Origin of the sequence: Pseudomonas citronellolis, from assembly GCF_029335315.1 — a bacterium.
Taxonomy (GTDB): Bacteria; Pseudomonadota; Gammaproteobacteria; order Pseudomonadales; family Pseudomonadaceae; genus Pseudomonas; species Pseudomonas citronellolis_A.
The window spans coordinates 1-19339 of the sequence record NZ_JARJLT010000041.1; the positions used below are offsets into that span (position 1 = coordinate 1).

Genomic DNA, 19339 nt, shown 5'->3' on the forward strand with positions numbered 1-19339 from the left:
AGCAGGCCGCCCTGCAGGTGCGCCCAGGACAGCCGCTCGTCGAGGAACAGCACGCCCCAGAGCACGCCGAACGGCGGGATCAGGAAAGTCACGGTCATCGTCCGCAGCGGCCCGATGTCGGCTAGCAGGCCGAAGTAGAGGATGTAGGCGAAGGAGGTGCAGAGCAGCCCGAGCCCGGCCAGCGCCAGCCATACCGACGGCTGCGCCAGCGGCGCCAGGGGCATGTCCAGGCTGGTCGCGGCGAACACCGGGAGCAGGCACAGGCAGGCGCCCAATTGGTTGCCGAAGGCGGTGACGCGGCTGTCCAGGCCGCCCTGGTCGTTGATCCAGCGCTTGGTCATGAAGCCGGCGAAGCCGTAGCAGGTGGTCGCCACCAGGCAGGCGCCGGCGCCCAGCAGCAGCTGGCCGTCGAAAGGCGCCGGCCCGGCGCCGCTGAGCACCGCCACCCCGGCCAGCCCGACCAGCACCCCGAGCGCCTTGGCCGGGCTCAGGGACTCGGCGAAGAACAGGCCGCCGACCAGCACGCCCATCAGCGGCGTGGTGGCGTTGAAGATCGCCGAATAGCCGGCCGGCAGGTAGCGCGCGGCCAGGCTGAACATCAGCACCGGGATACCCGAGCTGATTACCCCGATCAGCAGCATCTGCCGCAGCTTGCCGCGAAACGCGCAGGGCACGCGCAGCGCCAGGAGGATGGCGAACAGGCCGAAGGCGGACAGCAGCACGCGCAGGAAGGCGGTGGGCATGGCGCCGATCACCGGTACCAGCTGGCGCATGAACAGAAAGCTGGCGCCCCAGATGGCGGCAAGGCTGCAGAGGCGGAGCAGATCGACGGGGCGCATGGAGTCGTTTCGCGGCGGAGGGGAGTTCGAGCTTACCCGTCCCAGGCAGCACGGCAACCCGAAGGCGACTTTCAAAGCGGCCGGGGCCTCGAACCGCCCAGCACCAGTCCGCGAAGCAAGTAGGAAATTTCCTATTTATTTGATTTTCATGGTCACAAGGCTCGCCGCATTCAAGAAGACCATTGGAACCACGGCTCCGCCCGCTCCTACCCTTGCGCCCGGCATATCGCCAACCGCTCAAGGAAAATCAGGAATGACCGAGCACGAAATCAACTGCATCAACAAAAGCGATCGCAACAATCGTCACGAGAGCATCAGCCACATCGGCAACAGCATCCAGGGCTGGGTACTGACCAGGGACGAGGCGATCCGCCGCATCGACGACAAGAGCGAAGCCTTCTACACCCTCGACCGCGGTACCGGCCGCCGCGTCTACATCGGCGTGGTGCGCGACTACGGCAAGGCGCCCTACCTGCGCACCCACGCCGACGGCAAGTGGAACGACAACCTGCTGGCCCAGCAGGAATGCGGGGCGCACTGCCGGTTGGTGAGCTGAACGACATGCCGGGGAGCCCGCGCGAGGTTCCCCGGTTTGCCGGCGCCCCGGCGCTTTCGCCACCGGCGGAGTCTGGCTAAGCTCGCTGCACAGCATCCCCATGCGAGGCGTCCCATGCTCCACGCGCAGATCGCCCAGACCATCCTCGACGGCTTCGACGACTACCGCGAGCGCTTCCGGCAGATCACCGACGGCGCCCAGGCGCGCTTCGAGCAGGCGCACTGGCAGGAAATCCAGAGCACCTCGGCCGAGCGCATCAACCTCTACGAAGAGAAGGTCGGCGAAACCGTGGGCGGGGTGCTGGCCACCTTCGATCGCGAGCAGTTGCTGGATGTGGAGCGCTGGCCGCTGATCAAGAGCGCCTACATCGGCCTGATCGACCCGCGCAACGACGACGAGCTGGCGGAAACCTGGTTCAACTCGATCTTCTGCGGGCTGTTCAGCCACGACAACATCAGCGACGGCACCATGTTCGTGCACACCACGCGACCGTCGCTGCGCGCCCACGCCCGCGCCCCGCACACGCGCCTCTACCGGCCCCAGGGCAACCTGCGCCAGGCGCTGCAGCGAATCTTCGCCGACTACCGCTTCCAGGTGCCCTACGAGGACGCCGACGGCGACCTGGAACGCATGGATGCCCTGCTGCGCAGCAACCTGCCCGACTGGGTGTGCAAGGACCCGGAACTGAGCCTGGAACTGATCGGCTCGGTGTTCTACCGCAACAAGGGCGCCTACCTGGTGGGCCGCCTGTTCACCCCGGACGAGCAGTGGCCGCTGGTGTTCCCGCTGATCCACCGCGAGGGCCAGGGCATCCGCTTCGACACCGTGATCACCGACGAGGCGGAGGTGTCGATCATCTTCTCCTTCACCCGCTCCTACTTCATGGTCGACGCGCCGGTGCCGGCCGAGCTGGTGGCCTTTCTCAAGCGCCTGCTGCCGGGCAAGCACATCGCCGAGCTGTATACCTCGATCGGCTTCTACAAGCAGGGCAAGAGCGAGTTCTACCGTGCGCTGATCAACCACCTGGCGAACACCGACGACCGCTTCGTCATGGCGCCCGGGGTGCGCGGCATGGTGATGAGCGTGTTCACCCTGCCCGGCTTCAACACGGTGTTCAAGATCATCAAGGACAACTTCAACCCGGCCAAGACCGTGGACCACGCCACCGTGGTGCAGAAGTACCAGCTGGTGAAGAACCACGATCGCGTCGGCCGCCTGGCCGACACCCAGCAGTTCGCCGACTTCCGCTTCCCGCTGGGCAAGTTCGACCCCGAATGCCTGGCCGAGCTGCTGGAGGTGGCGCCCTCGACCGTGGTCATGGAGGGCGAGGTGGTGCTGATCCGCCACTGCTGGACCGAACGCCGCATGACCCCGCTGAACCTCTACCTGGAGCACGCCACCGAAGCCCAGGTGCACGAGGCGCTGTACGACTACGGCCTGGCCATCAAGCAGCTGGCGGCGGCGAACATCTTCCCCGGCGACATGCTGCTGAAGAACTTCGGCGTTACCCGCCACGGCCGCGTGGTGTTCTACGACTACGACGAGATCAGCTACCTCACCGAGGTGAACTTCCGGCACATCCCGCCGCCGCGCTACGAGGAGGACGAGATGTCCTCCGAGCCCTGGTATTCGGTGGGGCCGATGGACGTGTTTCCCGAGGAATTCCCGCGCTTCCTGTTCGTCGACCTGAAGCTGCGCCGGCTGTTCGCCAAGCTGCACGGCGAACTGTACGACGCCGACTACTGGAAGGGTCTGCAGGCGCAGATTCGCGCCGGCAAGGTGATCGACGTGTTCCCCTACCGGCGCAACGAGCTGCCGGAGAAGGCGCTGGAATGAACCCGAAGCACCCGTAGGGCGCATAACGCCTACGGCGTTATCCGCCGTTGTCGGCGAGCATCGGCGCTTCGGGCAACGGCGGATAACCGCGAACGGTTATTCGCCCTACGCCCCGGGCACACCATCCTACGTGCGAAACGCCTGCCGATAGGCGCTCGGCGACACCCCCAGCGCCGCGCTGAAGTGCTGGCGCAGCGCGGCCACCGAGCCGAAGCCGGACAGGCAGGCCACCTCCGGGATCGGCTGCTCGGTGGACTCCAGCAGGCGCTGCGCCAGGGCCAGGCGCTCGCCGCGCAGCCAGTCGCCCAGGGTGCTGCCGGTGAGCTGGCGGAAGTGCCGGCTGAAGCTGCGCCGGCTCATCGCCGCGCGGTCGGCCAGGCTGTCGAGGTCGTGGGGCTGGTCGAGGCGTTCGCGCACCCAGTCGAGCAGGCCGCTCAGGCGGTTGTCCCGCGCCGTCGCCGGCAGCGGCTGCTCGACGAACTGCGCCTGGCCGCCCTGGCGGTGCGGCGCCACCACCAGGCGCCGGGCCTGCTGGTTGGTCAGGCCGGCGCCGCAGCGCTGGCGCAGCAGGTGCAGGCAGCAGTCGATGCCGGCCACGGTGCCGGCGGAAGTCAGGATCGGGCCATCGTCGATGTAGAGCACGTCCGGCTCCACCCGCACCCCGGGGTAATGCTCGGCGAAGAACTCCGCCCACAGCCAGTGGGTGGTGGCGCGGCGGCCATCGAGCAGGCCGGCTTCGGCGAGGACGAAGGCCCCCAGGCACAACCCGACCATCTGCGCGCCGCGTGCATGGGCCGCCACCAGGGCGTCGAGCAGCGCCTGCGGCGGCCGCTCGGCGGGGTCGCGCCAGCTCGGCACTATCACGGTGTCGGCGGTTTCCAACGCCTCCAGGCCATGCCGCGTGTAGATGGCGAAGCCGGCGGTGGTGCTCAGCAGCCCCGGCTCGACGGCGCAGACCTGCAGGTCGAAGCGCACCCGCGCGCCGCCCGGGTCGCCCTCGCCGAATACCAGGCAGGGCACCGACAGGTGGAAGGGGCTGATCTGGTCGAAGGCCACCACGGCTACACGGTGGGTCTGCATGGGCGTCTCCCGGGCAAGGCTTTGGCCCGATTCTAGCGAAAGCTGTCGCGCGGGCCACTCACAGCGACTGCCGGCGCGCCCGCAGAATGGCCTCACTGCCCCCCACCGGAGACGCCCGCCATGAGCAACGCCCCGCAACGCGCCCTGATCGTCATCGACGTGCAGAACGAATACTTCAGCGGCAACCTGCGCATCGAATACCCGCCGGTCGGCGACTCGCTGCCGAACATCCTCGCCGCCATGGACGCCGCCCACGCCGCCGGCATCCCGGTGGTGGTGGTGCGCCACCTGGCGCCGGCCGGCGCGCCGATCTTCGCCCCCGGCAGCCATGGCGTGGAACTGCACCCGCAGGTGGCCGAACGGCCCCGCGACCTGCTCCTGGACAAGAGCAAGGCCAGTGCCCTGAGCGGCACCGGGCTGGGCGACTGGCTGCGCGAGCGCGGCGTCGACACCCTGAGCATCGTCGGCTACATGACCCACAACTGCGACGACTCCACCGCGCGCCAGGCGGCCCACGAAGGCTGGCAGGTGGAGTTCCTCGACGATGCCAGCGGCTCGCTGCCCTACGCCAACAGCGCAGGCTCCGCCAGCGCCGAGGAAATCCACCGGGCGTTCAGCGTGGTGCTGCATTCGTCGTTCGCCGCCGTGGCCAGCACCGCGCAGTGGCTGGCGGCGGTGCAAAGCGGCAAGGCGCTGGAGCGCGACAACATCTACGCGTCCAACCAGCGGGCCCTCGCGGCGCGGGGCTGAGGGAACGGCGGATAACGCCGTGGCGTTATTCGCCCTACGCGAGGGCCAGCATGGACGCAGGGCGCATAACCGTTCGCGGTTATCCGCCGCCGGGCGTCAGTTCCAGTGCCGGCGCGCGGCGCCGCGGTTGTCGCCGACACCGGCCAGGGCGCCGACCGAAACCATCAGCAGCTCGACGATCCAGGCCAGCAGCAGGCCGCCGCCAATCGCCCAGCCGATGGCCTCGGGCACCAGCACCACCTGGTAGGTGTAGCCGTCCAGGGTTTCCTGCAGCAGCTCGCGGTTCGGCGCGCTGAACAGGTGCCAGGCGCGGGCGTACCAGGGGCCCTGCAGGGCCTCCCATTCCTTGTCGAACAGCTGGGCGCGGCGCAGCAGGCGCTCGACGTTGTCGCCGTCGCGCTGGAACACCGGGTCCGGGCTGCCGCGGTAATGCGCCACCAGGGCGTCGAGGTCACCCTTGAAGTACTGGCCGGCGGTGTTGCGGTAGCCCTCCAGGGCCTGCAGGGCTTCCTGGCGATGGGCGTCGACGCGGATGCCGTAGTCCTTGATGAACCCCGGCACCTGCACCCCGACCATCAGGCCGACGGCGAACAGCACCATGCGGATGTAACTGCGCAGCATAGGACTCCCCCTGTTGTGCTGGTCAGACGCGGCCCTGGTCGAGGATTTCGCCGCGCCACCAGAGCATCCATTCGCCGCTCTGTTGCAGCGTCCAGTTCTCGTTGTCGGTCAGCGGCTCGGTGGCGACCACCGTGACCACGTCGTTGGGCGTGGTTTCGGACTGGAAGTCCACCGTCAGGTCGGCGTCCTTCAGCCGCGCCGGGCCGAAGGGCGCACGGCGGGTAATGTACGCGAGCTTGCTGGAACAGAAGGTGAACAACCAGTCACCGTCGCTCAACAGGCAGTTGAACACGCCCTTCTGCCGATACTCGGCGCAGGCCGAGACCAGGGTCGGCAACAGCACCTCCACCGGCACCGGCTCGGGGAAGGCGCGGCGCACGCGGTTGAGCAGGTCGCAGAAGGCCGCCTCGCTGTCGGTGTCGCCCACCGGCCGGTACATGCCCGGCGGCGGCGTGAAGTCGGCCAGCTGGCCGTTGTGCGCGAAGGTCCAGTAGCGCCCGCCCAGTTCGCGCACGAAGGGGTGGGTGTTGGACAGGCAGACCTTGCCGACGTTGGCCTGGCGGATATGCCCGATCACCGTCTCGCTCTTGATCGGGTAGCGCTGCACCAGGCGCGCCACTTCCGAGTCGACGCTCGCCGAGGGGTCCTGGAACAGGCGCACGCCGCGCCCCTCGTAGAAGGCGATGCCCCAGCCGTCGCGGTGCGGGCCGGTGCCACCGCCACGCTGCATCAGGCCGGTGAAGCTGAAGACGATATCGGTGGGGACGTTGGCGCTCATGCCGAGCAGTTCGCACATGGTCAGCGCTCCTGTGGCGGGCGCTGGCCCGGCACGGACTGGAAGGTGGAAAAGAAGATCAGGCGTTGGCCTGGCGCGACAATCCGCGGCTGCACCGGGCTCGTTCCGCTACGGCGTTGTCGCCATGCTGAACGCCGGGCGGGCGCCGCGCAAGGGCGCCGCCGCGTTGCCTCAGAGACGCGGCTCGATGCGCATGCGGCGGTCGCCGCCGCGTTCGTCGGCGCGGCTGTCGTCGACGTCGGGCATCAGTTGCGGCTGCATCATCTGGCGCATGGTCGGCTCGTTCTCCGCCTCGACGCGCTGGCGACGGTTGCGCGCGGCGCGCTCGATGGGCCAGCGCACGGCGACGAAGATCAGGTACACGACGAAGCCCGCCAGCAGCACCAGGGCCAGGTCGGACACGGCGCGCCAAGCGTTGTTGCCGACCTTGAACAGCACGTCCAGGGCGGTGATGGCGATGGCCGGGGCGTACTCGTTGTTGGCCGGGTCCACCGGGGTGGGGGTGAACAGCAGCACGAGCACGATCACCCGCAGGGGTTCGCGCAGCCAGCGCCACATCCAGCCGGTCATCAGGAACCAGACGACCATGAGTCCGAAAGCGGCGAACAGGTAGACGCCCCAGGCGAGTTGATAATCGTGTTCGTTCATGCGCGTGCGTGCGATGGCGGCGGAAGGGGGCTTATGATAGCCGCTTTTCCCCACGGGTGCGCAGCCGGGTGTCACCCCTGCCCCGTCCAGGAGCCAGCATGACCGACCGCCAGCCCCCCATCGCCCGCCGCGACCCCGCCGCCGACCCTTACGCCTGGCTGCAACAGCGCGACACGCCCGAAGTGCTCGACTACCTCAAGGCGGAAAACGCCTACCTGGACGCCGAGCTCGCCGAACAGGCCGAACTGCGCGAACAGCTGTTCCAGGAGATCAAGGGGCGCATCCGCGAGACCGACCTGTCGCTGCCCTCGCCCTGGGGCCCGTGGCTGTACTACCAGCGCACCACCGCTGGCGACGAGTACCCGCGGCATTACCGCTGCCCGCGCCCGGCCGACGATTCCCTGAAAGTGGATGAAAGCGCCGAACAGCTGCTGCTCGACCCCAACGAACTGGCCGCCGGCGGTTTCCTTTCGCTGGGCGCCTTCAGCGTCAGCCCGGACCACGCGCGCCTGGCCTACAGCCTCGACACCAGTGGCGACGAAATCTACCGCCTGTACGTCAAGGACCTGGCCAGCGGCGCCATCGAGGAACTGCCGTTCGACGACTGCGACGGCAGCATGACCTGGGCCAACGACAGCCGCACCCTGTTCTTCGGCGAGCTGGACGACACCCACCGCCCGCACAAGCTGTATCGCCACACGCTCGGCGAAGCCGGTGCCGAACTGGTGTTCGAGGAACCCGACGGGCGCTTCTTCCTGCACTGCTACCGCGCCAGCTCCGAACGCCAGCTGGTGCTGCTGCTGGGCAGCAAGACCACCAGCGAGGCCTGGGTGCTCGACGCCGAACGGCCGCGCGAGGCGTTCCGCTGTGTCGCCCCGCGCCAGGAAGAGCACGAATACCACGTCGACCACGGCCTGCTGGATGGCGCCTGGACCTGGTTCGTGCGCAGCAACCAGAGCGGCATCAACTTCGCCCTCTACAGCGCCGCCGAGGCGACGCCGGGCCGCGAGCACTGGCGCGAGCTGATCGGCCACCGCGACAGCGTGATGCTGGAAGACATCACCCTCAACCGGGACGCCTTCACCCTGAGCCTGCGCGAGGGCGGCCTGCCGATCGTCGAAGTCCACGCCGCCGGCCAGGCGCCGCGCCGCGTCGAGCTGCCGGACGCGGCCTACAACCTGTACGTGCAGGACAGCCTGGAATTCCACAGCACCGCCATCCGCCTGCGCTACGAGGCGCTCAACCGCCCGGCGCAGATCCGCCAGCTGGGCCTGCTCGACGGCGCCCAGCAGGTGCTCAAGGAAACCCCGGTGGAAGGCCCGTTCGACGCCGACGCCTACGAAAGCCGCCGACTCTGGGCCAGCAGCGTGGACGGCGTGCAGGTGCCGATCAGCCTGGTGGCGCGCCGCGAGGTGCTCGACGCCGTCGCCGCCGGCCAGCCGGCGCCGCTCTACCTGTACGGCTACGGCGCCTACGGGGCGAGCCTCGATCCCTGGTTCTCCCACGCCCGCCTGAGCCTGCTGGAGCGCGGCTTCGTCTTCGCCATCGCCCATGTGCGCGGTGGCGGCGAACTGGGCGAAGCCTGGTACCGCGCCGGCAAGCTGGCGCACAAGCAGAACAGCTTCAGCGACTTCATCGCCTGCGCCGAACACCTCTGCGCCGAGGGCTACAGCACCCCGGCGCAAACCGTGATCAGCGGCGGCAGCGCCGGCGGCCTGCTGATGGGCGCGGTGCTCAACCAGCGCCCGCAGCAGTTCGCCGCGTGCATCGCCGAAGTACCCTTCGTCGATGTGCTCAACACCATGCTCGACCCCGACCTGCCGCTGACCGTCACCGAGTACGACGAGTGGGGCAACCCGCAGGAACCGGAGGTGTACGAACGCATCCGCGCCTACGCGCCCTACGAGAACGTCTGCGCCCAGGACTACCCGGCGATGCTGGTGGTGGCTGGCTACAACGACAGCCGCGTGCAGTACTGGGAGGCGGCCAAGTGGGTGGCCAAGCTGCGCGCCAGCAAGACCGACGAGCGCCTGCTGCTGCTCAAGACCGACCTGGGCGCCGGCCACGGCGGCATGAGCGGGCGCTACCAGGGGTTGAAGGACGTCGCCCTGGAATACGCCTTCCTGCTCAAGGTGCTGCGCCTGGCGGAAGCGGCCTGATGCTCTACACCTGCCCCTGCTGCGGCCATTTCAGCTTCGCCGACGCGCCGGGCTCGTACGAGATCTGCCCGATCTGCTTCTGGGAAGACGACCTGCTGCAACTGTGCTTCCCCGACGCGCGCGGCGGGGCGAACGCGGTCAGCCTGATCGAGGCGCAGGTGAACTACGTGCAATGGGGCGCCTGCGAACGGCGCTTCATCGGTCAGGTGCGGCCGGCGACCATCGAGGATGAGAAGGACGAGCGCTGGTTCGCCCTGTGGCAACGCCGCGCCGACTACCCGAGCCTGGACCAGGACCAGGGTGGACCGCTGGTGGCCGGCGAGGAAGCCTGCTACTGGCTGCGCCCGGCGCCAACACGGGGCTGAGACTGCGTAACACCGGCTTCACCCTGTAGGAGCGAGCTTGCTCGCGAACGGAGCTACCCAGAAATTTCGGCGTACCAGACTGCCTCCACACCCTCTCCCCAGCCCTCTCCCGCAAGCGGGAGAGGGGACCGTCCGGTGTGCGCACAAACACCAGTACCTCCCTGTAGGAGCGCGCCACGCGCGCGATTCGCGGGCACCGCCCGCTCCTCGGCGGATAACGCCCGAGGCGTTATGCGCCCTACAAACCCGCGAGCACTGGCGTTCGACGTAGGGCGAATAACCGTTCGCGGTTATCCGCCGATGACTCGACCGCCCCAGGGGTTCGGGTGGAGGATCAGCCGGCGCGGAAAATCAGGTGCTCTTCCCAGTCGTCCTCGGGCACCGAGCCCTCGCTGAGCATCCGTCCGGACTGCGAGATGCGCTCGTGGTGCACCGCGTCCGGGTCGCCGCAGACCAGGTGGTGCCACAGCGGCAGGTCCTTGCCCTCGGCCACCAGGCGGTAGCCGCAGGTCGGCGGCAGCCAGCGGAACTCGTCGGCCTGCGCCGGGGTGAGCTGGATGCAGTCCGGCACGCTGGCGCGGCGGTTGGCGTAGTCGGTGCAGCGGCAGGTCTTCAGGTCCAGCAGCTTGCAGGCGATGCGCGTGTAGTAGACGGCGCCGTCGTCCTCGTCCTCGAGCTTCTGCAGGCAGCACAGGCCGCAGCCGTCGCACAGCGACTCCCACTCCTGCTGGTCGAGTTGTTCGAGGGTCTTGCGTTTCCAGAAGGGTTCGACTTTCGCGGCCATCTTGCTTGCTTTCTAGGTAAGGCGTTTCACGGGGCGCCAAGTCTATGCCCAGGCGCCGCGCCGGCCAAGCGCAAGCGACCGCCGGAGCGCCGCACCAGGCTTGCCAGGCGGCCGCCGGCTGGGTAGTTTTCCCGCACCGACGGGCCCGCGCCGGGCCGTTCCGCCTTTCCCTTCCGCGATGCCCAGCCGTCCACGGCACCATCCCACTCCGAGGAGCCTCCATGAGCGCCAATCCCCGCGTTGCCGATCACCCCATCGACCCGCAGTTCATCAATCGCTGGTCGCCGCGCGCCTTCAGCGGCGAAAGCATCCCCGAGGAAACCCTGCTCGGCTTCCTCGAAGCCGCGCGCTGGGCGCCCTCCTCGTTCAACTCGCAGCCCTGGCGCTTCCTCTTCGCCCGCCGCGACACGCCGAACTGGCAGCGCTACCTGAACCTGCTGGGCGAGTTCAACCGTGGCTGGGCGCAGCACGCCGCGGCGCTGGTGGTGGTGCTGTCGAAGACCACCTTCGCCCCGCCCGGCTCCAGCGAAGAGAAGCCGGCCCTCTGGCACACCTTCGACACCGGCGCCGCCTGGGGCTTCCTGGCCCTGCAAACCAGCCTGGCCGGCTGGCACAGCCACGGCATGGCCGGCTTCGATCGCGAAGCCACCCGTGTCGAACTGAAGGTGCCGGCGGAGTACGAGATCCACGCCGTGATCGCCATCGGCAAGCAGGGCGACAAGGCGATCCTCGCGGAAAGCCTGCAGGCGCGCGAAATCCCCAGCCCGCGCAAGCCGCTGGAGCAATTGGTCGCCGAGGGCGATTTCAACCTCTGAGGCAAACGGCGCCCCGGCTCGCGGGGCGCCGGTTTTTCAATAGCCGCGGGTGAAATCCACCTCGCCGCGCATGGCCTGTCCGGCCCAGAAACGCGAGAGGTTGTCGCGGAACAGCTCCACCATCGGCCCCGGCAGCGTCGGCGCCGCGGTATGGCCGGTGAGCAGCAGGCGCGGGCTGTGCCAGAAGGCGTGCTCGCGGGGCAACGGCTCATGGCGGCAGACGTCGATGACCGCGCCGGCCAGGCGGTTGTTTTCCAGGGCGCTGACCAGGTCGGCGTCGACCACCGCGTTGCCGCGCCCGGCGTTGATGAACAGCGCCGAGGGCTTCATCCGCTGGAACAGCGCCAGGTTGTAGATGTCGTGGGTATCCGGGGTGTCCGGCAGCAGGTTGACCACGTAGTCGGCGTTGGACACCAGGCGTGGCAGCTCGTCCAGCGCGCCCATCTTGTGGAACGGCTGCAGCGGCCGCGGCGTGCGCGCCACGCCGGTCAGCTCGACACCGAACGGCGCCAGCATGTGCGCCACCGCCTGGCCGATCTCGCCGGCGCCGACCAACACCACCTGGCGGCCACGCAGGCTGCCCGGCGCGCGGTCGTCCCACTGGCTGCCGACCTGGCTGGCCAGGCGGCCGAGGAACTGGCGCTCGTGGGCCAGCATGTAGGTCAGCAGGTATTCGCTCATGACCTGGCCGAAGATGCCCACGGCGCGGGTCAGGGCGTAGTCCTTGGGCAGGTCGTCGGCCAGCAGCGGGGTGATCCCGGCCCAGGTCGACTGCACCCATACCGGGTGCACGCCACGGCGCAGCAGCTGCGCCACCAGGTCCGGCTCGCCGAGCCACACCGGGCATTCGGCGGCGGCGTCGACCAGGCTTTCCGGCTTGTCGCCGGCAACCACGCTCAGGCCCGGCTCGGCGGCCATGGTCAGCGCGGCATAGAGGTTGTGTTCACGATCGAGGATAAGCAGGCGCATGGTCTAGATCGCACCCGGGAGGCAAGGCATGGGCAGGCTGATTGGCATTGTCGGTATCGTCCCTGCGTGCAGCGGCGATCTCTTGTGCGGGTTTACGGAAGGCCTGTAGACAGGCCGGAGGCCCAGGCGTTCCGCGCCATCAGGCAATATTCCCGCCAATAATGCGCCAGTACCCACAACTTGCCCAGCCTTTTCGCGACGTTTCGCCGCAGGCGCCGGAATTCCGGCGCCTGCTTTCATCGCCTCAGAGCGGATCGTTCATCCGCAGCAGCTCCTCGGGCAGGTGTTCGATGTACTCCTCCTCGCCCGGCGGCATCTGCAGGTGGTAGCCCTGCTTCTCGATGTTCTCGAGAACCTTGTGGATATCTTCGCGGGCCAGCTGGCGCTCCGGGCTGAGCACCAGGTCGAAGGCATGGCGCGGCGCGCCGAAGGCCGCCAGCAGGCCCTCGGGTACGCGGCTCAAGGCCTCGCGCTTGTCGACGTAGAGATACATCTCGTTCTTGCGCGGGCTCTTGTAGATGGAGCAGATGCGTTTCATGGGGTCTCCGGGGCGGCCAGGCTGTCGAGCAGCGCCTGGCCCATCAGTTCGCGGCGCCAGCCCTGCAGGGAATCGGGCAGGCGGTAGGGGCCGTCGGGGTAGCCGGTCTTGAGCAGCGCCTCGAGGAATTTCTTGCGCAGCATCAGTTCCGGGGCCATGCCCTGGCGCTCGGCTTCAGCCTGGCCGACCTCGCGCAGCTTCTTCAGCAGCGGCGTGGCTTCACGCGGCAGCGGCTCGGGCGGGGTCTGCGGCCAGTCGCTGGCGGGCAGCGCGGCGGCATGGGCCATCAGCGCCAGCAGGGTATCGCCGTCCTGGCGCACGGTGCGCGGGTGCATCTCCTCGATACGCGACAGCGCCACCTTGTCCTTGGGCTGCAGCCGCGCCAGCGGCCACAGCGTGTGTTCGCGCAGGATGCGGCTGCGCGGCTGGTTGCGCAGCCGCGCCTGCTCCTCGCGCCAGACGCAGATCTCGCGCAAGACCGCGAGCTGCTGCGGCGCCAGCTTCCACGCCAGCTTGACGTCGCGCCAGGCTTCGCGTGGGTCGCTGACGCGGGACTGGTTGGCGACCAGATCGGCGCCGTCGGCCAGCAGCCAGGCCAGCTTGTGCTCGGGCAGGCGCGGCGCCAGCTTCACGTAGACCTCGGCCAGGTGCTGCACGTCCTCGGCGGCGTAGCGCACCTGCATCTCGGTCAGCGGGCGCTGCAGCCAGTCGGAGCGGGTTTCGTCCTTGGGCAGGTCGAGGCCGAGCATTTCCAGCACCAGCTTGGAATAGCCCATCGAGTGCGGCAGGCCCAGGTAGGCGGCGGCCAGCTGGGTGTCGAACAGCGGCTGCGGCAGGCTGCCGGTCAGGCGCTGGAACACCTCCAGGTCCTCGCCGCAGGCGTGGAACACCTTGACCACCGAGGGCGCTTCGAGCACCGCGGCGAACGGCGACCAGTCGCGGATCAGCAGCGGGTCGATCAGCCACGCGCACTCGCCGTCGCCGACCTGCACCAGGCCGGCTTCGGGGTAAAAGGTATCGACGCGCATGAACTCGGTATCGAGTGCCAGGTACGGCCTTTGTTTCCAGTCCCGGCATTGCTGCGCCAGGCTGGCATCGTCGCGGATCCACCGAATATCGAGGGTGCTCACGAACATCTCCTTGCTTCACGTGGAGCGCAGTATATCGGGGAGGATGATGTACGAGCATTCCGCATTTGCAGGAAAGGCTGTACAGCGCGCGGCGAATGCCTATCTTTCCTGCCCCAGGATCAACAACAAGAAGCCTTCACGATGAAGACACTGCTCAGCCTCCTGGCACTGGTGGTCGCCGCCCCGGCGGCCTATCTCGCCCTCACCCCCAGCCCCATCGACCCGCTGGCCTGGAACCCGCCGGCGGCACCGGCGCTGACCGGCGCGCTGGAACCCAACGACACCCTGATGAAAGCCGAGCTGCTCGGCCTGGGCCAGGTGAAGGGCCCGGAAGACACCGCCGTGGACGCCCAGGGCCGGGTCTACGCCGGCCTCGACGACGGCCGCGTGGTGCGCCTGGAGAACGGCCAGGTCACGACCTTCGCCGAAACCGGTGGCCGCCCGCTGGGCATGGACTTCGACGCCCAGGGCAACCTGATCGTCGCCGACGCCTGGAAAGGCCTGCTGAAGATCGACCCGCAGGGCAAGATCACGGTGCTCAGCACCGAGGCCGACGGCCTGCCCTTCGGCTTCACCGACGACCTGGACATCGCCAGCGACGGGCGCATCTACTTCAGCGATGCCTCCAGCCGCTTCCACCAGCCGGACTACCTGCTCGACTACCTCGAAGCGCGTCCCCACGGCCGCCTGCTGCGCTACGACCCGACCAGCGGCAAGACCGAGGTGCTGCTCAAGGACCTGTACTTCGCCAACGGCGTGGCGCTCTCGGCCAACGAGGACTTCGTGCTGGTCAACGAGACCTACCGCTACCGCATCGCCCGCTACTGGCTCAAAGGCCCCAAGGCCGGCCAGCACGATCTGTTCATCGACAACCTGCCGGGCCTGCCGGACAACCTCCAGGGCGACCGCAAGGGCACGTTCTGGGTGGCCCTGCCGACCCCGCGCAAGGCCGACGCCGACTTCCTCCTCGGCCAGCCCTGGCTGAAGCGCCAGCTGGCCAAGCTGCCCAAGTCGATGCTGCCCAAGCCCAAGCGCTACGGCCTGGTCATCGCCTTGGACGAGAACGGCAAGGTGGTGCGCAGCCTGCACGACACCAGCGGCGAGCACCTGCGCATGATCACCTCGGCCAAGCCGGTGGGCGACTACCTGTACTTCGGCAGCCTGGAGAACGACCGCATCGGTCGCCTGCAGGTCCGCTGAGGCCGGCTCAGCCCAGCGCCAGCGGCTCCTCGCGGGCCGCTTCCGGCGCCTTCGCCGGCGTGGGCTCAAGCAGTTCCTGCAAACGCCCGCGCACTTCCTCCAGCAAAGCGTCGACACCACGTTCGCGGAACGCCGCGGCGTCCACCGGCGCACCCACCAGCAGGTCCACCGGCTGGCCCAGGTTGAGGTCGAAGGTGCGCGCCGGCAGCACCCGGTGGATGCCACGGATGGCCACCGGGATGATCACCGCCTCGGTGTCCAGGGCCAGGCGGAAGCAGCCCTTCTTGAACGGCAGCAGGCGGCCGTCGTCCGAACGCGTGCCCTCCGGCGCCGCCCACAGCACGATGCCACTCTCCATCATCTGCCGCGCGCGGCGCAGGTCGTCGCGGGCGCGCTGGCTGTTGTGCCGGTCGATCGAAGGGAACTCGGCGGCACGCATGGCACGGCCCAGCACCGGGATGCGATACAGCTCGCGCTTGGCCAGCATGCGGATCGAACCGGGCAGCGCGGCGAAGCTGGCGGGAATGTCGTAATGGCTGGAATGGTTGCACAGCACCATGTAGCGCCGGCCGTCGTTGAAGCTCGGCACCGGGCCGTGCACGCTCAGGCGCATGCGCACCAGGCGCAGCAGGCGGCCCGACCATTCGCGGGTATAGCGGTCGACGCGCTCGCGGGACAGGCGGCCGATGGCGGCGTGGGACAGGACCAGCAGGCTGTAGTACAGGGTGATCAGGCCGGTAGCCAGGGCGATGACCCCGACCCGCAGGCGGGAAGCCGTCTGGGTCGCCGGTTGCAGGCTGAACATGGGCGAAGACTCCAATGAATCGAAGAAAGCCGCCGAGAGCCGGCGCTTTCCATTGCACAAGCCTTATGATGCCCGTGGACTCCGTCACGACACAGGAAAGCGCACCATGTCACTCGCCCGCCTGCTCAGCCCCCAGCAACTGGCAGCCCGCCTGGACGAACCCGGCCTGCTGATCCTCGACTGCCGTTTCGCCCTCGACGACGCGGGCTACGGCGCCCGCGTGTTCGCCGAGAACCACATTCCCGGAGCGCAGTACGCCGACCTCGAACGCGACCTCTCGGCCCCGGTGGTCAAGGGCGTCACCGGACGCCACCCGCTGCCCGATCCGGCGGAGCTGGTGCAGCGTCTGCGCGCCTGGGGCCTGGACAACAGCGACGAAGTGGTGCTCTACGACGACGGCCCCGGCGCCTTCGCCGCCCGCGCCTGGTGGCTGCTGCTGTGGCTGGGCAAGCGCGACGGCGTGTACCTGCTCGACGGCGGCCTGAACGCCTGGCGCGCCGCCGGCCTGCCGCTGACCACCGCCGAGCCCGCGGTGCAGCCGGGCGGCTTCCAGGGCGCGGCGGACAACGGCCTGCTGATCGACGCCGGCGAGCTCTCGGCGCAACTGGCCGACCCACAGCTGCCGCTGATCGACGCCCGCGCTGAAGCGCGCTTTCGCGGCGAGGTGGAGCCCATCGACCCGGTCGCCGGGCACATTCCCGGCGCCCAGTGCGCGGCCTTCACCGACAACCTCGGCAGCGACGGCCGCTTCCTGCCGCCGGCCCAGCTGCACCAGCGCTTCGCCCACCTGCTGCGCGGCCGCCCGTCCCAGGAGCTGGTGGCCTACTGCGGCTCCGGCGTCACCGCCTGCCACAACCTGTTCGCCCTGAGCCTGGCCGGCTACCCGTTGGGCCGCCTGTACGCCGGTTCCTGGAGCGAGTGGATCACCGACCCGCGGCACCCGGTCGCCACCGGCGCCTGAACCGCCCCCTGTAACGCCCGCACCGTTTAAGCACGGTGAGGAATATATGCGCGCGCCTGAAAGTCAAAACAATTTAAAAACAGGCCTTTACAGAGGAAATGTCGCACTACACTTCAAATCGAGCGGCTAAGTCCGCTTACGGCGGGGCCCAGGAGAACATCAGAAGCTGCCAAGTCGCCCAGCCCCGCCGTCCAACGAGGGGATAAAGGGACAAGACCATGGGAATCGCCGCCTGCGACCTGCAACAGCACGTCATCCGGCCCACCCTGCTGTACCTGGAACGTCACAGCGGGGAAGCCGAGGCGCTGTTGCTGGGAGCGGCGGCCTGCCAATCGGGACTGGGGAGCAACCTCGACAGCGGCCTGGGCCACGGCCTGTTCCGTATCGACGAACACCGCCACCAGCAGTTGTGGGACTGCTACCTGGCGCGCGACCCCGACCTCGCCAGCCGCGTCCGCGGCCTGGCCAGCCAGCACGCCTTCCTCGACGCCCCGCACCTGGAGCTGACCGTCAACCTGCGCTACAGCGCCGCCATCGCCTGGATGCTGGTGGAAGCCGAGCGTCTGCCGCTGCCGTCGGCGGACGATCATATCGGCCAGGCGCGCGTCTGGCGCCGGGTATTCCAGCCCCACGGACACCTCCGCGACTTCCTCGCCGCCTGGCAGCTGCACATCGGCAATTCGCAGCTCGCCGCCTGACCGTGATCAATGACCGATCAGTCAACTTTCACTTACATACATTAACGAAGGGAAAACCCCGCACAAGGACGGCACTTTACGCGCAAATGCCCGACGTAGAGCCCCCAAGGGTACTACCAAAGCCCCGGGAATCTTGGTAGCTTGCGCGCCGTTGACCACAGGAGTTGCTCTTACAATGAAAACAACATGGCTCAAAACCACTCTCGCTCTGACCATCGGCGCTGCCTCTGCCCAAGCGCTGGCCAACGGCATTGCGATCAACGAACAAAGCGCCAGCGGCGCCGGCACCGCCTACGCGGGCCGCGCTTCCTCCGCTGACAACGCCAGCGTTCTCTACGGCAACCCGGCAGGCCTGACCAAGCTCAAGCGCGCCGAAGTCAGCGGCGGTATCGCCCTGATCGACGCCAAGGACGACATCAGCCAGGCCCAGGGCGGCACCCCCGGCGGCAGCAACAAGGGTGACTCGGTTCCCTTCAGCGCCGTTCCGTTCGCCTACTACGCCACCCCGATCAACGACCAGTTCGCCGCCGGTATCGGCATGTACGTGCCCTACGGCCTGGTGAACGACTACGAGAGCAACTTCGCCGGTCGCTCCCTGGGTTCGTACAGCAAGGTCCAGGTCATTACCTTCCAGCCGACCATTGCCTACAAGATCAACGATAGGGTTTCCGTCGGCTTCGGTCCGACCATCAACCAGATCAAGGGCAAGCTGCAGAACGAACTGAACACCGGCGGCATTCCCGCCGTCGTCGGCGGCAACGGCCAGGACACCAGCGTCAAGATCAAGGGTGACGACGTCGCCCTGGGCTACAACATCGGCGTGATGGTCGACCTCGATGACGCCACCACCTGGGGTCTGACCTACCACTCCAAGGTCGACTACCACCTGGACGGCCACACCTCCATCAGCAACGCCCCGAACGTTCCGCTGTCGCTCATCACCGGCGCCCCGATCCCGGGCACCCTGGGCCAAGCGCTGAACGGCAAGTACGACGCCAAGCTGGACATCACCCTGCCGGAGTCGGTGGATACCTCCATCACCCACAAGTTCGACGACAAGTGGACCGGCTACCTGGGCGCCACCTGGACCCGCTGGAGCCGCCTGGACGCCATCAACGTCGAGAACAGTGGCATGTCCGCCATCGGTTCGGGCCTGGGCTTCAACACCATCAGCGAAGAGCTGAAGTGGAAGGACACCTGGTCCATGGCCGTCGGCGCTTCCTACCAACTGGACCCGCAATGGGTACTGCGCGCCGGCTACGCCTACGACCCGTCGCCGACCGACAACGAGCACCGCAACGTGCGCATCCCGGTGGGCGATCGCCAGATCCTGACCCTGGGCGCCGGCTGGTCGCCGACCCCGGACATGACCATCGACGTCGCCTACGCCTACCTGTGGGAAGACACCGCCGGCGTGAACCAGAAGGGCGAGACCCTGAACACCGGTCTGGGCCCGGTCGCCCTGCAACCCGGCTACAGCGCCAAGTACGACAACAGCGCCCACGGCCTGACCGCGCAGATGACCTATCGCTTCTGATAGCCATACGCGTGTCTAGTCCTGAAATAGGTTTACACCTATCCGGATAAGATCCAGACCTCAAAACGCCCGATGCACCGCATCGGGCGTTTTGTATTTCAGGGCCTGGTGAGGGCGCTCGCAGTTATAGATATCGACGGCTTCGCGCACCATCCGGCGCGCCTGAGGCAGGTCGGCTGGAGGCAGGGGCAATAGCTCGTTCTTCAAGATGCCGTTGACTCGCTCGGCCAGCGCGTTCTGGTAGCAGTCATA

General features: G+C 68.2%; 21 protein-coding genes. 10 read left to right on the top strand and 11 right to left on the bottom strand.

Annotated features, from left to right (window positions below; all coding sequences use genetic code 11):
- The coding region (locus P3W75_RS03285; RefSeq protein WP_276225948.1) for a DMT family transporter at positions 1-839 on the bottom strand (839 nt) is incomplete at its 3' end.
- Positions 840-1092: 253 nt separating this feature from the next.
- Between P3W75_RS03285 and P3W75_RS03290 the strand changes: the two genes are divergently transcribed.
- Complete coding sequence (locus P3W75_RS03290; protein ID WP_276225949.1) at positions 1093-1395, top strand: DUF3892 domain-containing protein; 303 nt, start codon at positions 1093-1095, stop codon at positions 1393-1395.
- Positions 1396-1509: 114 nt separating this feature from the next.
- Entirely contained in the window at positions 1510-3231 is a 1722-nt protein-coding gene (aceK, locus tag P3W75_RS03295) for a bifunctional isocitrate dehydrogenase kinase/phosphatase (protein ID WP_276225950.1), read from the top strand.
- 126 nt (positions 3232-3357) lie between these two features.
- On the opposite strand, the gene P3W75_RS03300 is transcribed toward aceK, so the two are convergent.
- A complete protein-coding gene (locus tag P3W75_RS03300; RefSeq protein ID WP_276225951.1) occupies positions 3358-4311 on the bottom strand; it encodes a GlxA family transcriptional regulator in 954 nt (317 codons plus the stop codon).
- Between the two features lie 120 nt (positions 4312-4431).
- Here P3W75_RS03300 and P3W75_RS03305 point away from each other — a divergent pair, with 120 nt between their 5' ends.
- On the top strand, positions 4432-5061 hold the full coding sequence (locus P3W75_RS03305; RefSeq protein WP_276225952.1) for a cysteine hydrolase family protein: 630 nt from the start codon (positions 4432-4434) through the stop codon (positions 5059-5061).
- A 96-nt stretch (positions 5062-5157) separates the two neighbouring features.
- Here the strand turns inward: P3W75_RS03305 and P3W75_RS03310 are convergent, their stop codons facing one another.
- The 3 genes from P3W75_RS03310 to P3W75_RS03320 all read right to left on the bottom strand — a co-directional run bounded on the left by P3W75_RS03310 (position 5158) and on the right by P3W75_RS03320 (position 7126).
- Complete coding sequence (locus tag P3W75_RS03310) at positions 5158-5682, bottom strand: DUF2937 family protein (RefSeq protein WP_276225953.1); 525 nt, start codon at positions 5680-5682, stop codon at positions 5158-5160.
- 22 nt (positions 5683-5704) lie between these two features.
- The gene (locus tag P3W75_RS03315; RefSeq protein WP_276225954.1) at positions 5705-6478 is read right to left on the bottom strand and encodes a class II glutamine amidotransferase; all 774 of its coding nucleotides are present in this window, start codon (positions 6476-6478) and stop codon (positions 5705-5707) included.
- A gap of 171 nt (positions 6479-6649) precedes the next feature.
- Positions 6650-7126 carry an MFS transporter gene (locus P3W75_RS03320; RefSeq protein ID WP_276225955.1) on the bottom strand — a complete coding sequence of 159 codons (477 nt, stop codon included), beginning with the start codon at positions 7124-7126 and terminating at the stop codon, positions 6650-6652.
- Between the two features lie 98 nt (positions 7127-7224).
- Here P3W75_RS03320 and P3W75_RS03325 point away from each other — a divergent pair, with 98 nt between their 5' ends.
- The gene (locus P3W75_RS03325; protein ID WP_276225956.1) at positions 7225-9285 is read left to right on the top strand and encodes a S9 family peptidase; all 2061 of its coding nucleotides are present in this window, start codon (positions 7225-7227) and stop codon (positions 9283-9285) included.
- Positions 9285-9650 (top strand): CPCC family cysteine-rich protein, encoded by a 366-nt coding sequence (locus P3W75_RS03330; RefSeq protein WP_276225957.1) that lies wholly within the window; start codon positions 9285-9287, stop codon positions 9648-9650. The genes P3W75_RS03325 and P3W75_RS03330 overlap by 1 nt, the downstream gene beginning before the upstream one ends.
- Before the next feature lie 334 nt (positions 9651-9984).
- On the opposite strand, the gene P3W75_RS03335 is transcribed toward P3W75_RS03330, so the two are convergent.
- On the bottom strand, positions 9985-10434 hold the full coding sequence (locus P3W75_RS03335) for a YcgN family cysteine cluster protein (protein WP_276225958.1): 450 nt from the start codon (positions 10432-10434) through the stop codon (positions 9985-9987).
- Between the two features lie 221 nt (positions 10435-10655).
- On the opposite strand from P3W75_RS03335, the gene P3W75_RS03340 reads away from it, so the two are divergent.
- Positions 10656-11249 (top strand): nitroreductase family protein, encoded by a 594-nt coding sequence (locus tag P3W75_RS03340; protein WP_276225959.1) that lies wholly within the window; start codon positions 10656-10658, stop codon positions 11247-11249.
- 36 nt (positions 11250-11285) lie between these two features.
- Here the strand turns inward: P3W75_RS03340 and P3W75_RS03345 are convergent, their stop codons facing one another.
- The 3 genes from P3W75_RS03345 to rnd all read right to left on the bottom strand — a co-directional run bounded on the left by P3W75_RS03345 (position 11286) and on the right by rnd (position 13892).
- Complete coding sequence (locus tag P3W75_RS03345; RefSeq protein WP_276225960.1) at positions 11286-12218, bottom strand: D-2-hydroxyacid dehydrogenase; 933 nt, start codon at positions 12216-12218, stop codon at positions 11286-11288.
- Between the two features lie 244 nt (positions 12219-12462).
- A complete protein-coding gene (locus tag P3W75_RS03350; protein ID WP_276225961.1) occupies positions 12463-12756 on the bottom strand; it encodes a YcgL domain-containing protein in 294 nt (97 codons plus the stop codon).
- On the bottom strand, positions 12753-13892 hold the full coding sequence (gene rnd / locus P3W75_RS03355) for a ribonuclease D (protein WP_430765334.1): 1140 nt from the start codon (positions 13890-13892) through the stop codon (positions 12753-12755). The genes P3W75_RS03350 and rnd overlap by 4 nt, the downstream gene beginning before the upstream one ends.
- A 135-nt stretch (positions 13893-14027) precedes the next feature.
- On the opposite strand from rnd, the gene P3W75_RS03360 reads away from it, so the two are divergent.
- A complete protein-coding gene (locus P3W75_RS03360) occupies positions 14028-15086 on the top strand; it encodes an SMP-30/gluconolactonase/LRE family protein (protein ID WP_276225963.1) in 1059 nt (352 codons plus the stop codon).
- A gap of 7 nt (positions 15087-15093) precedes the next feature.
- Here P3W75_RS03360 and P3W75_RS03365 read toward each other — a convergent pair whose 3' ends face one another.
- Entirely contained in the window at positions 15094-15891 is a 798-nt protein-coding gene (locus P3W75_RS03365; protein WP_276225964.1) for a lysophospholipid acyltransferase family protein, read from the bottom strand.
- Between the two features lie 106 nt (positions 15892-15997).
- Here P3W75_RS03365 and P3W75_RS03370 point away from each other — a divergent pair, with 106 nt between their 5' ends.
- From P3W75_RS03370 to P3W75_RS03380, 3 genes are all read left to right on the top strand, one after another.
- Complete coding sequence (locus tag P3W75_RS03370) at positions 15998-16852, top strand: sulfurtransferase (protein WP_276225965.1); 855 nt, start codon at positions 15998-16000, stop codon at positions 16850-16852.
- Between the two features lie 218 nt (positions 16853-17070).
- A complete protein-coding gene (locus P3W75_RS03375; protein ID WP_276225966.1) occupies positions 17071-17550 on the top strand; it encodes a hypothetical protein in 480 nt (159 codons plus the stop codon).
- Positions 17551-17725: 175 nt separating this feature from the next.
- Complete coding sequence (locus tag P3W75_RS03380) at positions 17726-19087, top strand: outer membrane protein transport protein (protein ID WP_276225967.1); 1362 nt, start codon at positions 17726-17728, stop codon at positions 19085-19087.
- Between the two features lie 60 nt (positions 19088-19147).
- Here the strand turns inward: P3W75_RS03380 and P3W75_RS03385 are convergent.
- On the bottom strand, positions 19148-19339 hold a 192-nt coding region (locus tag P3W75_RS03385), incomplete at its 5' end, for an integrase core domain-containing protein (RefSeq protein ID WP_276225968.1).